This is a genomic window from Novosphingobium sp. B-7 (assembly GCF_000410615.1).
Classification (GTDB): Bacteria; Pseudomonadota; Alphaproteobacteria; order Sphingomonadales; family Sphingomonadaceae; genus Novosphingobium; species Novosphingobium capsulatum.
Map to the genome: position 1 here is coordinate 1 of NZ_KE148395.1, position 16,154 is coordinate 16,154.

General features: G+C 65.4%; 10 protein-coding genes and 1 pseudogene. 3 read left to right on the plus strand and 8 right to left on the minus strand.

Going from position 1 to position 16,154, the window contains the following annotated elements; all coding sequences use genetic code 11:
- From H926_RS28270 to H926_RS0116890, 6 genes and pseudogenes are all read right to left on the minus strand, one after another.
- Positions 1-197: pseudogene (locus H926_RS28270) on the minus strand (polysaccharide pyruvyl transferase); the annotation flags it as partial.
- Positions 198-448: 251 nt separating this feature from the next.
- Positions 449-1,852, minus strand: a complete 1,404-nt coding sequence (locus H926_RS0116870) for an efflux transporter outer membrane subunit (RefSeq protein WP_022677361.1) — start codon at positions 1,850-1,852, stop codon at positions 449-451.
- Positions 1,849-5,004: an efflux RND transporter permease subunit gene (locus H926_RS0116875; RefSeq protein ID WP_022677362.1), complete on the minus strand. Its 3,156-nt coding sequence runs from the start codon at positions 5,002-5,004 to the stop codon at positions 1,849-1,851. The genes H926_RS0116870 and H926_RS0116875 overlap by 4 nt, the downstream gene beginning before the upstream one ends.
- A gap of 6 nt (positions 5,005-5,010) precedes the next feature.
- A complete protein-coding gene (locus H926_RS0116880; RefSeq protein WP_022677363.1) occupies positions 5,011-6,258 on the minus strand; it encodes an efflux RND transporter periplasmic adaptor subunit in 1,248 nt (415 codons plus the stop codon).
- A gap of 280 nt (positions 6,259-6,538) precedes the next feature.
- Positions 6,539-7,216, minus strand: coding sequence for a murein L,D-transpeptidase catalytic domain-containing protein (locus H926_RS0116885; RefSeq protein ID WP_022677364.1), 678 nt, complete (start codon positions 7,214-7,216; stop codon positions 6,539-6,541).
- A gap of 158 nt (positions 7,217-7,374) precedes the next feature.
- Positions 7,375-7,968, minus strand: coding sequence for a nitroreductase family protein (locus H926_RS0116890; RefSeq protein ID WP_022677365.1), 594 nt, complete (start codon positions 7,966-7,968; stop codon positions 7,375-7,377).
- A 130-nt stretch (positions 7,969-8,098) separates the two neighbouring features.
- On the opposite strand from H926_RS0116890, the gene H926_RS28275 reads away from it, so the two are divergent.
- The 3 genes from H926_RS28275 (at position 8,099) to H926_RS0116905 (ending at position 14,139) form a co-directional block, all read left to right on the plus strand.
- Positions 8,099-9,043 (plus strand): LysR family transcriptional regulator, encoded by a 945-nt coding sequence (locus H926_RS28275; protein ID WP_022677366.1) that lies wholly within the window; start codon positions 8,099-8,101, stop codon positions 9,041-9,043.
- A 109-nt stretch (positions 9,044-9,152) separates the two neighbouring features.
- Positions 9,153-11,456 carry a TonB-dependent receptor gene (locus tag H926_RS0116900; RefSeq protein WP_022677367.1) on the plus strand — a complete coding sequence of 768 codons (2,304 nt, stop codon included), beginning with the start codon at positions 9,153-9,155 and terminating at the stop codon, positions 11,454-11,456.
- A gap of 268 nt (positions 11,457-11,724) precedes the next feature.
- Positions 11,725-14,139, plus strand: coding sequence for a TonB-dependent receptor (locus H926_RS0116905; protein ID WP_022677368.1), 2,415 nt, complete (start codon positions 11,725-11,727; stop codon positions 14,137-14,139).
- Positions 14,140-14,323: 184 nt separating this feature from the next.
- On the opposite strand, the gene H926_RS0116910 is transcribed toward H926_RS0116905, so the two are convergent.
- Positions 14,324-15,496, minus strand: coding sequence for a glycosyltransferase (locus tag H926_RS0116910; protein ID WP_022677369.1), 1,173 nt, complete (start codon positions 15,494-15,496; stop codon positions 14,324-14,326).
- Positions 15,496-16,044: a DUF2141 domain-containing protein gene (locus H926_RS0116915; protein WP_022677370.1), complete on the minus strand. Its 549-nt coding sequence runs from the start codon at positions 16,042-16,044 to the stop codon at positions 15,496-15,498. Before H926_RS0116915 ends, H926_RS0116910 begins: the two co-directional genes overlap by 1 nt.
- Positions 16,045-16,154 lie beyond the last annotated feature (110 nt).

Here is a 16,154-nt window from a genome sequence, read left to right on the forward strand (position 1 = left end):
GCCGGCGGCACCGCCTCGAGCACGGCCAGCATGCGCCGCCGCCGCCCCGCCGATGCGGCCGACCAGCCATGGCGCCCGGCAATGTCGATCGAATAGACATCGGCCCCGCCCAGCGCATGGGCCAGTTCGCGCTCAAGGCATTCGGCCAGCAGCCCATCGCCCAGGTTGGGGCTGTACTTCACGTTGAGTAGCGCCACGCGCAGCGGTTGGCGCCCAGCCGACGTGCCGGCCGGCGCACCAGGTGGAACTGGAGCATCCCCCACAGGCGGGGCAGGGGAAGCGGATGAGAGCGACATCGCAGGCAGCGTCCTTGGGCCGGAAAACAGCAGGGCACCGGAACGGCCGCGCGCGGCCTTGTCCCGATGCCCTTAGTGTTCCTGTCCTGCTGCGCTGCGGCAAGGATCGATGCAGCCACAACCCGACCGTTACGGACCGATCGGCGCCCCGATCAGGGCGTCAGCCCGCCGCCGAGCACTTCATACAGCGTGACCATGTTGGTCGCCCGCGCCAGCCGCGCGGTGACCAGCGCCTGCCGCGCCGTGTAGGCGGTACGTTCGGCGTCGAGCGGTTCCAGGAACGTGTTGATGCCGTTCTGATAGAGCGACTGGGTGATGCGTGCCGCCTTTTCGGCGTTGGCAAGATTGCTTTCCTGCGCGGCCACCTTGTCGTCGATCGTGCCGCGCCGGGCCAGGGCATCGGCCACTTCGCGAAACGCGGTCTGGATCGACTTTTCATAGGCCGCCACCGCCGCATCGCGGCTCGCCTTGGCATAGGCGAGGTTGCCGGCATTGGCGCCGCCATCGAACAGTGTCTGCGTGGCGCTGCCGCTGGCCGACCAGGCAAACGTGCCGCCGCTGAACAGCCCCGACAGGCTGGAACTGGCCAGGCCAAGCAGGCCAGTCAGCGAGATCGACGGGAAGAACGCCGCCCGGGCCGCGCCAATGCGCGCGTTGGCGGCTTTCAGGGTATGCTCTGACTGAAGCACGTCTGGCCGGCGCAGCAGCACGTCAGACCCCAGGCCCACCGGCAGGCTCGCCAGCGTCTGGCGCCCGTCACCCAGGGTCTTGGGCAACAGTGTTTCGGGCACCGGCGCACCCACCAGCAGTTCCAGCGCGTTGCGATCCTGCGCCACATAGGTGGTATAGTCCGCCACATCGGCGCGCGCGGTGTCCAGCGCGGTCTGCGCCTGGGCGATGGCCAACTTGGTGCCCACGCCATTGGCTTCCAGTTGCTGGGTCAATTGCAGGGTCTTGCTGCGCGAGGCGAACGTGGCCTGGGCCACGGCGAGCGCGTCGCGATCGGCGGCCAGGGTCAGCCAGGCCGTGGCGGTTTCCGAAACCACGGTGATCTGGGTAGCCTTGCGCCCCTCGTCGCTGGCCAGATAGGCTTCGAACGCGGCCTTGCTGGTGTTGCGCAGCTTGCCGAACAGATCGACCTGATAGGCCGAAACGTTGCCGCTTACCTCGTAGTTTTCGCTGCGGATCGTGCTGTTGCGCGAGATCGAGGCGCTGGGTCCGGCAGTGACCGTGGGCACCAGCGCGGCGCGATCGACGCGATAGGTGGCGCGCGCCTGCGCCACGGCAGCCACCGCGCTGCGCAGGTCGCGGTTGCTCGACAGCGCCAGGGCAATCGTGTCGCGCAACTGCTGGTCGGTGAAGAACGCCTGCCAGCCGATCGCGTCAACGCCGCCGGCGCCATCGGCCAGCGTCGGATAGCTGGCGCCCTGCGGCAGGCTGGGCGCCACTGGCAGATCGGGGCGCACATACTTGGGCGCCAGGTTGCAGGCGCCAAGCGCCATCACGGCCACGCCGCACAGTGCGGCCCGGGCGGTTTTCACGATGGGCGCGGTCATGCCTGCGGCTCCTTGTCCATGGCGTGGCTATCGGCCGGGGGCGTGTCCTTGCCGTTCTTGCCGCGAGCGAAGACGCGCTTCACCAGCACGAAGAACAGCGGCACCAGGAAGATCGCCAGCAGCGTGGCCGAGAGCATGCCGCCCAGCACGCCAGTGCCGATCGCGCGGCGGCCATTGGCGCCGGCCCCGCTCGCCACCGCCAGCGGAATGACCCCGGCGATGAACGCCACCGAGGTCATGATGATCGGGCGGAAACGCAGCCGTGCCGCTTCCAGCGCGGCTTCCATCGGGGCAACACCGCGATGCAGCGCTGCCTCGGCAAATTCCACGATCAGGATCGCGTTCTTGGCCGAAAGCCCGATCGTGGTGAGCAGCGCCACCTGGAAATAGATGTCGTTGTTGAACCCGCGCAGCGTCACGGCCAGCACGGCGCCGATCACGCCGAGCGGAATGACCAGCAGCACCGACACCGGCACCGACCAGCTTTCATAGAGCGCCGCCAGGCACAGGAAGATGAAGAAGATCGACGCGCCATAGAGCAGGCCGGTCTGGCTGCTGGCGGCGCGTTCCTGATACGACAGGCCCGCCCACGCCACGCTGTAGCCGCCATTGAGCTTGCCGGCGAGGTCTTCCATGGTCTGCATCGCCTGGCCCGAACTGATGCCATTGGCCGGATTGCCCACCACTTCCTGCGCCGCGATGCCGTTGAAGCGCGGCAGCACCGGGGCGCCGACGGTCCAGTTGGTCTGGGCAAAGGCGGCAAACGGCGCCATCTGCCCGTCAGACCCGCGCACATACCACTGGCCCAGGTCCTGCGGTTTGCTGCGATAGGGCGCATCGCCCTGGACGAACACCTTCTTCACGCGGCCCCGGTCGACGAAGTCGTTGACATAGGTGCCGCCCCAGGCGGTCGACAGGGTGGAGTTCACGTCTGCCGGTGCGATCTGAAAGGCGGTGATCGCCTCGTCATTGAGCGCGACGTTGAGCTGCGGCGTGTCTTCCAGGCCCTGCAGGCGGGCTTGCGCCACGCGGCCACTGCCGTTGGCATCATCGACCAGTTGCTTGCGCGCGGCGGTCAGCGCGGTGCGGCCTTGGCCGGCGCTGTCCTGCAGATACATGTCGAACCCGGCCGAGTTGCCCAAGCCGCGAATAGCCGGCGGCGACAGCACGAAGATCTGCGCCTTGCTGCCCAACTTCTGGGCAAACAGCTTGTTGAGGCGGGCGGAAATACTTGCGGCGCTGTTGTCGCTGCCGGCGCGCTCGTCCCAATCCTTGAGCAGGATGAAGCCCTGGCCGGTATTCTGGCCCGAACCGCCTTGGCCGCGCCCGGCGATGATGAATACCGCGCGGATATTGTTGCCTTCGGTCTGCTGGATAATGTCCTGCGCCTGCTTGGCCACGGCCTGGGTCTGCTCCATGGTGGAGCCGACCGGCAGGGTGTAGCTCATCATCAGCTGGCCCTGGTCCTCGTCGGGCAGGAAGCTGGTGGGCAGGCGGGTATAGAGGAACACCATCGCGCCGATGATCGCCACGAAGGCGAGCATCCACGGCAAGGGGCGGCCGACGATCCCGCCGAGGCGGTTCTGATAGCCTTCCTGCAACCGGTCATAGCGACGGTTGAAGCCGGTGAAGAAGCGGCCGTGCGGCTTTTCCTCCGCCTTGAGCAGCGTGGCGCACAGTGCCGGGGTCAGGATCAAAGCGACCAGCACGGAAAGCCCCATCGCCGAAACGATGGTGATCGAGAACTGGCGATAGATCGCACCAGTCGATCCGCCAAAGAACGCCATGGGGATGAACACGGCGGTCAGCACCAGGGTGATGCCGATCAGCGCCGAAGTGATCTCGCCCATCGACTTGACCGTGGCATCGAGCGGCGAAAGATGCTCCTCGTGCATCACACGCTCGACGTTTTCGACCACGACAATGGCATCGTCGACCAGCAGGCCGATCGCCAGCACCAAGCCGAACATGGTCAGCGTGTTGATGGTATAGCCCAGCAGCGCCAGGATGCCGAACGTGCCGAGCAGCACCACCGGAACCGCGATCGCCGGAATCAGCGTGGCGCGCCAGTTCTGCAGGAACAGGAACATCACGACCACGACCAGCGCGATCGCTTCGAGCAGGGCCTTTACCACTTCCTCGATCGAGATTTTGACGAAGGTGCTGGAATCGCGCGGGTAGGAGATCTGGTAGCCTTCGGGCATGGACTTGGCCAGCTCGTCGATCTTGGCCTTGACCAGCTGTGCCGTCTTCATCGCGTTCGCGCCCGAGGCAAGGCTGACCGCGATCCCGGTGGCCGCACTGCCATTGAGCGTGTTGATCGAGGAATAGCTTTCCTGGCCCATCTCCACGCGCGCCACGTCGGACAGACGCACTTCGCCGCCATCGGCGCTGGTTTTGAGAATGACCTTCTTGAAATCATCCACCGTCTGCAGGCGCGAACGCGCGGTGACCGTAGCGTCCAGACGTTGGCCTTGCGGCGCGGGCAGGGCACCCACTTCGCCGGCGGCGACCTGGGTGTTCTGCGCGGTCAGCGCGGCGTTCACGTCGGACGGCATCAGGTTGACCGCGGCAAGCTTGGCCGGATCGAGCCAGATGCGCATGGCATAGGACGAACCATAGACGTCGGCCGAGCCCACGCCTTCGACGCGCGAGAGCGGGTCCTGGATGCGCGTGGTCAGATAGTCGGCGATGTCGGCATTGGTGCTGCGGCCGGTGGTGTCATAAAGCGCCATGACCAAGAGCTGGTCATTCTGCGCCTTGGTCACCGTCACGCCCTGCTGCTGCACCACGGTGGGCAGGCGGCTGGTTGCGCGCGAAATGGCGTTCTGCACCTGCACCTGCGCCGTATCGGGGTTGGTGCCCTTCTCGAACGTGGTGGTGATATTGGCCGAGCCGTTGCTGCTGGTCGAGGTGAAATAGAGCATGCCGTCGATGCCCTTGAGCTGCTGCTCAAGCACCTGCGTCACGCTGTTTTCCACCGCCTGCGCATCAGCCCCGTTGTAGGTGGCGCTGATCGAAACGGTTGGCGGGGCAATGTCGGGGTATTGTTCCACCCCCATGGTGGTGATGGAAAAGGCGCCCGCAGACATCACCACGATGGCGATGACCCAGGCAAAGATCGGGCGATTGGCAAAGAAGCGCGACAGCATGGGGCGTTACTTTGCCCCCGCGCTGGCCGGGGCAGGGGTGGCATCGGCAGCAGGCGCAGCAGCAGGAGCCGCCGCAGGCGTGCCCTTGACCTTGGCGCCCGGCTTGGCCTTGATCAGCCCTTCCGTGATCACCTTGTCACCGGCGGCCAGGCCGCTGGTCACCAGCCAGTTGTTGCCCACCGGCGTTTCAGCGGTCACGTCGCGGGTTTCCGCCTGGCCCTTGGCATTGATCACCAGAACCGTGGCCGTGCCACGCGGGGTGCGGCTGACCGCGCCCTGCGGCACCAGAATGCCGTTGGGCACGATGCCCTGGACCAGCCGCGCCTTGACGAACAGGCCGGGCAGCAGGTCACCCTTGGGGTTGGGCACGGTCACGCGCAGAATCACCGTGCCGGTCTGGCTGTTGACGTCCACATCGGCAAAGTTGAGGCGGCCTTCCACCGGCCACTCGGTTCCATCGGCCAGGATCACCTTGACCGGGGCCGAGCCATCGGCCGACAGCTTGCCCGATTGCAGCGCGCGGCGCAGCGCCATGTAATCGTTGCTCGATTGCTGGATGTTGACCCACATCGGGTCCAGCTTTTGAATCTTGGCCAGCGCATCGGTTTGGCTGGAGGTGACGAGCGCGCCCTTGGTCACGCTGGACACACCGATGCGGCCGCTGATCGGCGCGAGGATGCGGGTAAAGCCCAGGTTGACCTTGGCCGCCTGCAACGCGCCCTGATAGGCCATGACTTGCCCGCGCGCCTGGTTGTAGGCCGCCAGAGCATCGGCGGCGTCCTGGCGGGAAATGCCGCCCTGGTCAGCCAGCACCTTGTAGCGTTCGGCCTTGAGACGCAGCGATTCCACCGTGGCGCGGGTGGCGGCCAGATTGCCGGCGGCCTGGCTTGCCGTGGCGGCATAGCTGCGGGAGTCGATCTGGTAGAGCGGCTGGCCGGCGCGCACCATGCTGCCTTCGGTGAACAGGCGGTCCATGATGATGCCGGTCACCTGCGGGCGCACTTCGGCAATCTGGCTGGCCACGGTGCGGCCGGACAGCTCGGTGGACACCGGCACGGCCGTGGGCGTGGCCACGATATAGCCAACCTGCGCGTCTTGCTTGGGCGGGCCTTCCTGGCCCTTGCCGCAACCACCCAGCATCAGCGTGGCGCCCAGGGGCAGGGCGGCCAGGGCCAGGGGCGTGAGCGCGCGGGTGGCCGCCAGGCGAAGGGCCGGGAACCGGAAGGAGGGAGCAACCGGAAGACTGTGCAACATTATTTCACCGACATGTATGATTCGCAGGGCCGCGTAGCACAGCCTTGTCGGCCAAAGTGGACGAAAGCCGATTTGGCAACGCCCTGCGACACTTTGTGACAAGTAGCAGCAACCCGCGGGAGAATGTCTGTCGGGATCACAGAAAGGCTTGCGAGGCAAGCATTAACCCACGTTAGAGCCCTTTCGGGTGATCATGGGAACCGATGCGCGTGTGCCGCGCTTTATTGGGTTGTTCTGGTCGTGGCGCAGGCGGCAATTCGCGGCACCGCCACGCGCTGGCTCAGCGCGCGGCGTAGAGCAGCCGGCCAGGGCCGAGCAGCCCCAGCACACGATCGATATCGGTGTTCGACACGGCAAAGCAGCCCTGGCTGCGGCCGACTCGGCCCTGCATGTTGGCAATGTCGGGGCCGACATAGCTGGCGGCGTGGATCACGATGCCGCGCATCTGCGCGAGATTGTTTTCCGGATCGAGGCCGATCAGCCGGCGCGAACGACCATGCCGCCCGTAATAGGTGTCGCCGGTCAGGAAGCTGCCGCTGCACGATGCTTCCGAACCGTATTCGTTCGAAAGCCGTTCCACCCAGCCTTTGTTGGCCGGATCGGAACCCCGGCCATGCGCCACGAGGTGGGAGGACAAGACCCGGCCGCTGGCCACATCGACCAGTTGGAAGCGCGCCTCCCGCGAGGGGGCGGAGAAATCGACGATGCCGATTACGTCTTGCGCGGCAACATGGTTGCCATGTTCGCGCAGTGCACCAAGAGCGCGGGTCAGCAGAGCCGGGCTGTCTGCCGCGGGCGAGGGGGGAGGAAGCGTGGCTGCGCCGGGGCCAAGGCCGGGTGCCCAGGCACCGTTCGAACCCTGGATAGGCGCAATCGCTTCTGCCGCCGCGCGCGGAAACAGCGCCGAGGCCGCCGATCCGGCAAGTGCGCCAAGGAACTGGCGCCTGCCAAATGTCATGATTGCGAGACCCCGAAACAAACAATTGCGTTATGCTATGGGGGCCAACGTGGCGTCGGTTCCCGCCGCTGCCAAGGGCGCGCCCCGGCCAATGCGACGAAATGTGCTCTACATCCCACTGGCCGTTGCGACAGCGGGAACCGTTTCGCCTTGGCGTATCAGGCGGGCAGGCTGGCGAAGGTTCCGGCAACGGCCACTTCGGCCACCGGCTTGCGCCCGCTGGGTGCTTCGCGTTCCTTGAGGAAATCGGGCAGCTTTTCCGGGCTATCCTGGCGGCCGATGGCCACGGCCGCTTCCACGCGCCAGCCTTCGGGCACGCCCAGCACGTCGCGCGCCTTGGCAAAATCGATCCCGGTCATGCCATGGGTGTGATAGCCCAGCGCAGTGGCCTGCAACGCCAGCATGGCCCAGGCTGCGCCAGCGTCAAAGCTGTGGCTGTGGTTGGGATTGGCGGTGCCATCGTCCTTGCGCATCGATTCGTCCGACACGATGAACACCAGCGCGCCCGCATCCTTGGCCCAGCCCTGGTTGAACGGGATCAGGATGTCGAGGAACGCGGCCCAGTTGGCATCACCGGGCACGGCATAGAGAAACCGCCAGGGCTGATAGTTGAATGCCGAAGGCGCCAGGCCCGCTGCCTCGAATATCACCGCAAGGTCTTCAGCCGGAACGGCGGCGCCGTCAAACGCGCGCGGCGACCAGCGGTCCACGATCAGGGGCAGTACGCGGGGATCGGCAGTGCGGGTGGTCATGGGATCGAATCCTTCTGGGGCAAAAGCGGTGGGGGAATGCGTCGCGTGCTGTCTGGCGGCTTTTGTCCTTTTCTAAAATCCCCATATTTCGGATAAGAATGTTCAGTTTCGTTGAATGGAGTAGCGCGGCATGGATGTGGGCCAGCCCAGCATTGACCAGATCCGCATCTTTCTGGCGGTTGTCGATGAGGGGACGTTCAACGGCGCCGCGCGCCGGCTGGGCCGGGCGATCTCGGTGGTCAGCTATGGCATTGCCAATCTTGAGGCGCAGTTGGGTGTCGTGTTGTTCGACCGCGAGGGATCGCGCAAGCCGCAGTTGACCGATGCCGGCCGCGCCGTGCTGGCCAGCGCGCGTGCCGTGGCCGACGATGTCGATGCGCTGATGGCCCGCGTGCGCGGGCATAACCAGGGGCTCGAGGCCGAATTGACCCTGGCGGTGGACGTCATGTTCCCGACCGAGGCCTTGGCCCATCTGTTGCAGGAATTCCTGGTGGCGTTCCCCACCGTCGATCTGCGCCTGCACGTCGAGGCACTCGGGGCCGTGCCCGGGCAACTGCTCGATGGCCAGGCAGACCTGGCGATCACCGGCGCGGTGCTGGTCGATGATCCCGCACTCGATCGCATCGCCATCGGCGCGGTCGAGCTGGTGCCGGTGGCCGCCCCCGGCCACGCGCTGGCAAGGATGAGCGCGGTGGCGCCGGGCACGGGGCGGCAATATCTCCAGCTCGTCCTCACCGATCGTTCCGCGCTGACCCAGGGACGCGATTTCTCGGTCCTGGCGGCGCGCACCTGGCGGCTGGGCGATCTGGGCGCCAAGCATGCCCTGCTGCGCCAGGGCATCGGCTGGGGCAACATGCCCCGCCATGTCGTGGCCGATGACCTGGCCAGTGGCCGTCTGGTCCACCTCGCCATGCCGGAAGGCGATTGCATCACCTATCCGATCCACGCGCAATGGCGGCGTGACAGCCCGACCGGGCCGGCGCGCAGCTGGTTGCTGGAACGGCTGCTGGCGCTCGACTGCGCGCGGCAGGCCGGCGCCATCCATGACGGTTTGATGACGCATAATCTGGGGTAGTGCCGCCAAACTGTCATCGAAACGGCATCAATCTGAAACCGCACGGGGCTAGCCGGCGCGTCGCACCATTCCCCCTTTTGCACGGGGGCAAAATCCATGAGGGATTACCATGCGTCGCGTTTCTGCCCTGCTTGCCGGCTGCGCCGTGCTTTTCTCCTGCCCCGCCTTTGCCGCCGACGCTGCCGCGCCCGCGCCTGAATCCGCGCCCGATGCCGCCGCCAATGGCCCGGAAATCGTGGTGCTGGGCACCGGGCAGACCCGCCAGACGCAGGAAATCAAGGCCGCCGACCTGGCGATCCTGGCGTCGGGCACCAGCCCGCTCAAGGCCATTGAAAAGCTGCCCAGCGTCAACTTCCAGTCGGCTGACGCGTTCGGTAACTATGAATGGTCCACCCGCGTCACCATTCGCGGTTTCAACCAGAACCAGCTGGGCTTCACGCTCGACGGCATCCCGCTCGGCAACATGAGCTATGGCAACAACAACGGCCTGCATGTCAGCCGCGCGATCAGCCCGGAAAACATCGGCGTCACCGCCGTCAGCCAGGGTTCGGGCGCGATCGACACGCAGTCGACCAGCAACCTGGGCGGCACGCTGGAATTCAAGTCGATCGATCCGGCCGAACTGCTGCGCGATCACCACGTCGCCATCGATGCCAGCGGTTCCTATGGTTCGTCGGAAACCTGGCGCGGCTTCGGCCGTCTGGCCGTGGGCACGCCCGATGGCGTGCGCGCGTTCGGGTCGTTGCAGTACCAGAACGGCAACAAGTGGAAGGGCGATGGCCAGCAGCGCACGCTGATGACCAACTTCAAGTTCATTGCGCCTGCCGGCCGCATCAACCTGGAAGGCTGGTACAGCTATTCCGACCGCGTCGAGCAGGACTACCAGGATCTCTCGCTCGCGCTGATCGCGCGCCATGGCTACAACTGGGACAACTTCGGCCCGCACCAGTATGCCACGGCCGTGCTTGCCGCCGACGTTGGCGCCAACACCGGCTATACCGGCGTCAAGCCGACCAACCCGGCCGCCGGCACCACCTATCCCGACAACATGATCAACGCCGATGATGCCTATTACGACGCTGCCGGCCTGCGCCGTGACTGGGTCTATGCCTTTGGCGCCAGCGGCCCGCTGAACGATACGATCTCGTTCAACATCAAGTCCTACTATCACCACAATCGCGGCCAGGGCCTGTGGGGCACGCCCTATCTCGCCAGCCCCAGCGGCGTGCCGATGTCGGTGCGCACCACCGAATACGACATCAAGCGCGAAGGCGTGTTCGGCGATTTCGTGGTCGATCTGAACAAGAACAAGCTCACCGTGGGTGGCTGGGCCGAAAACAACGATTTCAACCAGGCACGCCGGTTTTATGGGCTGACCAGCCGCACCGTTCCCGGGATCGACTTCCACCACTTCCTGACCGATCCGTTCGCCACGCAGTGGTACATGGCGTACAACACCACCACGGTGCAGTACTACGTGATGGACGATATCGATCTGGGCGCGCTAAAGATCAATCTCGGCTGGAAGGGCTTTGACGTGATCAATCGCGCGTCCAAGCTGGCGGCGCAGAGCAACCTAGCGGTGGGCCGCCTCGAAGCGCGCGACTGGTTCCAGCCGCACGCTGGCCTCACCTACAAGCTGGGCGGCGGCGCCGAAGTCTTTGCCGGCTTCACCCAGGTGACGCGGGCCTTCACGGCAGACGCCACCTCCAGCCCGTTCTCCACCACCCAGGCCGGCTTCAACCAGATCGCCGCCAATGGCCTCAAGCCCGAACAGTCCGATACCTATGAAGGCGGCCTGCGCGTCAACAACGGGCCGCTCAACGCCGTGCTCGGCGGTTACCTCGTCAACTTCCGCAATCGCCTGCTGACGATCCCCACCTCGGTCGGCATCGTCGGCGCGGCCAACCTCGTGCAGAACGTGGGCAACGTCCGCGCCTATGGCCTGGAAGCGGTGGTGAACTACAAGCTGCCCTACGGCTTCGCGCTGTTCGCTTCCTACAGCTACAACAACAACACCTATCGCGACAACGTGGTGACCGCCAACGGGACGGCGCTCACCGCCGGCAAGACCGTGGTCGACACGCCCAAGCACCTGGCGCGCGGCGAAATCTCGTATGACAGCAATTCGTTCTTCGGGCGCGTTGCGGTCAACTATATGTCCAAGCGCTATTTCACCTACCTCAACGACCAGTCGGTGCCGGGCCGTGCCCTGGTCGATGCCACGCTGGGCTATCGCATCGACGTGGGCCAGCGCACGCCGCTCGAAATCCAGGTCAATGGCACCAACCTGTTCGACAAGAGCTACATCGCCACGATTGGTTCCAACGGCTTCGGCTTCTCGGGCGACAACCAGACCCTGCTGGCCGGTGCGCCGCGTCAGGTCTTCGTGACGCTCAAGGCCGGCTTCTGATCCACCCTGCGCGCGGGGGCCGTGTGCCCCCGCGCGATTCGCCTGATCGGCCCCGCTTCGGTTTGCCCGGAGCGGGGCTTTTTTTGTGCGGACACATTTTGCCATGAACTGCAGGAAATCGCGGTAATCCGCCGATTTTGCTGCGGAAAATGTCAGGTTTTGGTCAAATGTGACAATTCCTGACATGCGCGCGTCACAAAAGTGCAGCCATGCCCACCTAGGGGGTGGCGCGAAGGGGCGTTTGAGCCTCACCAGTGAGGGAAATCCGATGTTGAAGAACACTGTTCGTGCCGGCCTTCTGGCCGGGGCGGGCGCGCTTGCGCTGAACGCCATGCCGGCTTTCGCGGCCGACACTGCACCGGCTGCCGATGCTGCGGCAGAAGCACCGGCAAGCGATGCTTCTGCGGGTGAAAAGGGCCTGACCGAAATCGTGGTCACCGCCACCAAGCGGGAAACCAACCTTCAGAAGACGCCGATCTCGATCAACGTCGTTTCGGCTGAAACGATCAAGGACCGCCACGTCCAGAGCCTGCTCGACCTGGCCGATGGCGCCGTGCCGTCGCTGCGCGTGGCCACCTTCGAAGCGCGCCAGACCGCGCTGACTATCGGCATTCGCGGCATCGTGCCGCTCGACGCCAACCAGCCGGCGCGCGAGCAGGGCGTGGGCGTCTATATCGATGGCGTCTACATGGGCCGCCAGCATGGCCTCAACGCCGCGCTGTTCGACATGGAACGCGTCGAAGTGCTCAAGGGCCCGCAGGGCACCCTGTTCGGCCGCAACACCGAAGGCGGCGCGCTCAGCCTCGTGTCCAAGGCGCCCTCGGGCCAGTTCGGTGGCCGCATCAGCGGCGGCTTTGGCAACTACGGCTCGTACAACGGTGAAATCCACCTCGACCTGCCCGAATACCACAACTTCTCGGTCAAGCTCGATGGCGTGGCCCAGTACCAGGGCGCCACGGTCAAGAACCCGCTGGCGGGCCAGACCGGCTGGAACTATTTCGACCGTCGCGGTGGCCGCATCGCCGTGCGCTGGAAGCCGACAAGCGATATCACCAACGATTTCAGCTATGACAACGGCTGGGACAGCAACTCGCCATTCTACAGCCAGCTGCTCAACAAGAACCCCAACGGCTGCGTTGCCGGCCCGGTTGCCGCCAACAGCAAGTGCGTGGCGCCCGGCACGGCGTTCACCACGCTGACGGGCACCGTCGTGCAGCCGCCCAGCATTGTCGTGGTCAACGGCCAGACGCGCATGAAGGTGGCCGATATCGGCGTGCCGCAGCAGCCCAGCATCGACCGCACCCACGGCTTTACCAACACCCTGAAGTGGAAGGTATCGCCCGAACTCGAACTGCGCTCGATCACCGCATGGCGCGGCGTGACCAGCGAACAGTGGGATAACTCGGGCGGCGCGCACCGCGTGCCGGTCTATGCCGCCAATGCGCCATTCAGCCGCTATTCGCTGGCCAACCTGTGGCAGCACCAGTTCAGCCAGGAACTGCAGGCTGTCGGCTCGGTCGGCATCGTCGATTACGTTGCGGGCGTGTTCTACTTCAACGAGCACGTGTCGGATAACGCCGCCACGCCCAACTCCAACATCTGGAACGCTGACGGCACCGGCTACACCATCAACACCGCCGCGTTGCAAAATCCGTTCGCCTCGATCGACCGTGCATCGGTGGCCAATTCCAAGAGCCTGGCCGGCTACGCCCAGGCGACCGTCAACCCGACCGAGGCACTGCACATCACCGTGGGCGGCCGCTACACCCACGACGAAAAGAAGGGCACGCTGGTCACGTTCCGCAATGCTGCCAATGGCAACACGCTGGACAAGACCTGGAACAAGTTCAATCCGATGGCGACCATCGCCTATGACGTGAACGATGGCCTGCATGTCTATGCTAAGTATGCCACCGGCTATCGCGCTGGCGGTGCATCCTCGCGCTCGCCCACGTATCGCGGGTTCGATCCGGAAAACGTGAAGTCCTATGAAGTCGGCCTCAAGAGCGACTTCTGGGATCACCGCGCCCGGTTCAACATCGCCGGCTACATCATGGACCGCAAGAACAGCCAGGTGGACTTCAACGCGATCTACGTGTCGGGTTCGTCCAACGTCAACGTGCTGGAAACGGTCAATGTCCCCGGTGTGACCAAGATCCGCGGCATCGAAGCCGATCTGACGGTCAAGCCGGTGGAAGGCCTGACGCTGAACGCCTCCTACGCCTATACCTACACCAAGCTGCCGCAGGTGACGAACCCGTTCACCGGCATCACCCAGAACGTCTATGTGGTGTTCACCCCGCGCAACGCGGCGTCGGGCTCGATCGACTATGCCCACCCGATCGGCACCAACGGCGCCGAAGTGCGCCTGCACTTGGATGGCAACTATTCGCAGGCCACCCAGACGTTTGACCAGTATGCCACCAAGAACGACGCTTCGGTGGTATTCAACGGCCGCCTGGCCCTGGCCGACATTCCGGTGTCGAGCACTGGCCAGAAGCTGACGGTGGGTCTGTGGGGTCGCAACCTGTTCAACACCGCCTATGTCTATCGCCGCGATCCGTCGAACTCGCTGCCTGCCTTCGCGGTTGGCACCACGGGCAAGATCGGCGGCGTGCTGGGTGACTACGGCAACTTCAACGCGCCGCGCACCTATGGCCTGGATGCCACGATCAACTTCTGATCGCGCCAGCACACGAAACAAAAGGGGCGGCGGGGAAACCTGCCGCCCCTTTTCGTTACGGTGCAAGGTTTCCACCACCCCCCGACCCCAGGAGGGGGAGCAGGCATAAAAAAGCCCCCTCCTCTTCAGAGGAGGGGGTTGGGGGTGGTGGAAACCTTGCGCAAACCCGGCGCAAACCGCCAGATCAGGCCGCCTGGCGCGCGCCTGCCAGCACCGCTTCATAGCTGGCGAACAGCTCGCGGAAGTGATCGTCCATCGTGCGCGGCGGCGGCAGGTCGGCGCGGGGGCCATCCAGCCCGCTTTCGCGCGCCAGGGCATATTGCGCCACGGCTTCGGTCGCGGCAGCGGCGTTGGCGGATTCGTAAATCCACCCGTTCGACGCGCGCGCCTGGTCGCTGGCGCCGCCCTGGTCGGGCGCGATCAGCGGCAGGCCGCTCGCTCTGGCTTCGGCGGCGACCATGCAGAATGTCTCGGCCTCACAGCCATGCAGCAGGGCATCGGTGCTGGCCATCACGCGGGCCAGTTCGTGGCGCTTGGTGATCGGGGCGAGCACGCGGATATGCGGATTTCCGCCAATGCGCCGCTCGATCGCCTTGCGCTCGCGCCCCTGGCCGGCCAGCACCATGCCCACCGGGCGGCGGTTTCCCGCGGCGGTGACGGCATCGACCAGCATGGGCCAGCGCTTTTCCGGGGCAAAGCGCCCGACGCCCAGCAGCAGCGTGGCATCCTCTGGCAGCTCGCACAGCTCGAGCATGCCCTTGCGCAGCGCCAGATCGCGGAATTCGGGCGAGAAAATGCCGGGGTCGACGCCCATCGGGTTGGTGACCACCCGCGTCAGGCCACCGGCAGTGAGCCGGTCAGACAGGCTGGCGCTGGCGCTGACGATCATGTCATAGCGCTCGTCCAGGCGGCGCAGATGCCGCCAATAGCGCTCGAAAGCCTTGTCGATCGTGGGCCGCGTGGCCACCGGATCGAACCAGCGATAGGCATAGGCCGAGAGCGGATCGGCATGCATGATCAGCGCACGCGGCGCGTGGCCGGGCCAATCGGCAATCACGCTGGCGCTGCGCCAGGGCGACGATGCCTCGACGAAATCCGGCTTTTCCTCGTCCAGCGCGGCATAGAGCGCGGGGATGTCGGAAAACCAGCGATAGTTGAAATCGAGCGGGAACAGCTGGCTCTTCAGCCAGCGGATGCGGCCATTGGGGCCGCGCTCTTCGACATGGTCGCGCTGGCCAGGGGCGATGACGGTAATGTCATGCCCCAGCGCCGCCGCTGCCTTGAGCTTGCGATCGACATAGGTGCGCACCCCGCCGCCCTTGGGGGCGTAGAATGCGCTAACATCGACAAGCTTCATCACGCGCCCTTGAGTGGCCCCACCGACATCAGACCGTTACGGTAGTTCATCACGATCCGCAACGTGGTCGGTCCGTTTCCAGCCGAAACGGTGGCGCTGGCCGCCTTGGGCTTGGACCAGCCCAGGCGGGGGTTGCCGGAAAAGCCGATGCCGTCGCGCTGCCAGTTGAACTTGCGGTTGCCGTCGCGGTCATGCAGCACCGAAACGGTGTATTGGCCAGGGCCGGGCAGGCGCACGCACAGGCGTGGCGTGGGTTCGGCCGGGGTGTTGACCTCCACGCGGCGAAACGTCTTGCCCGCGCCGACCAGCACGTTGTCGTCGGCCAGGAAATCGCTGTCGTTGGCCGGATAGACTTCCAGCTTGAGCTTGCCGGTGTGGTCCTTCAGGCCCAGGATATCGACCATGAACGAGGGGCCATGCTCGCCAGGGCGGCATTGGCCTTCGGCCTTGCCGAGATCGGGGGTGGACGGCGGCAGCGGGCCGGCGCCCCCCAGCAGCAGGGCGGCGGGAATGACTGCGACAGGTGCCAGCAGGGCCAGCTTCTTCACGCGTTCTTCTCCTTCTGCACGAGATCCAGCAGCATCAGACCGATGAACAGGATCACGTGTGTGGCAACGATCAGCATCGATATCATCGCGATCATGACATCAGTCTGAAC

Coding starts and splice junctions, on each gene's coding strand:
- H926_RS0116890 (WP_022677365.1), bottom strand. CDS start 7,968: ATGACCACCCGCACTGCCGATCCCCGCGTACTGCCCCTGATCGTGGAC.
- H926_RS0116905 (WP_022677368.1), top strand. CDS start 11,725: ATGTTGAAGAACACTGTTCGTGCCGGCCTTCTGGCCGGGGCGGGCGCG.
- H926_RS0116870 (WP_022677361.1), bottom strand. CDS start 1,852: ATGACCGCGCCCATCGTGAAAACCGCCCGGGCCGCACTGTGCGGCGTG.
- H926_RS0116900 (WP_022677367.1), top strand. CDS start 9,153: ATGCGTCGCGTTTCTGCCCTGCTTGCCGGCTGCGCCGTGCTTTTCTCC.
- H926_RS0116880 (WP_022677363.1), bottom strand. CDS start 6,258: ATGTTGCACAGTCTTCCGGTTGCTCCCTCCTTCCGGTTCCCGGCCCTT.
- H926_RS0116885 (WP_022677364.1), bottom strand. CDS start 7,216: ATGACATTTGGCAGGCGCCAGTTCCTTGGCGCACTTGCCGGATCGGCG.
- H926_RS0116910 (WP_022677369.1), bottom strand. CDS start 15,496: ATGAAGCTTGTCGATGTTAGCGCATTCTACGCCCCCAAGGGCGGCGGG.
- H926_RS0116875 (WP_022677362.1), bottom strand. CDS start 5,004: ATGCTGTCGCGCTTCTTTGCCAATCGCCCGATCTTTGCCTGGGTCATC.
- H926_RS28275 (WP_022677366.1), top strand. CDS start 8,099: ATGGATGTGGGCCAGCCCAGCATTGACCAGATCCGCATCTTTCTGGCG.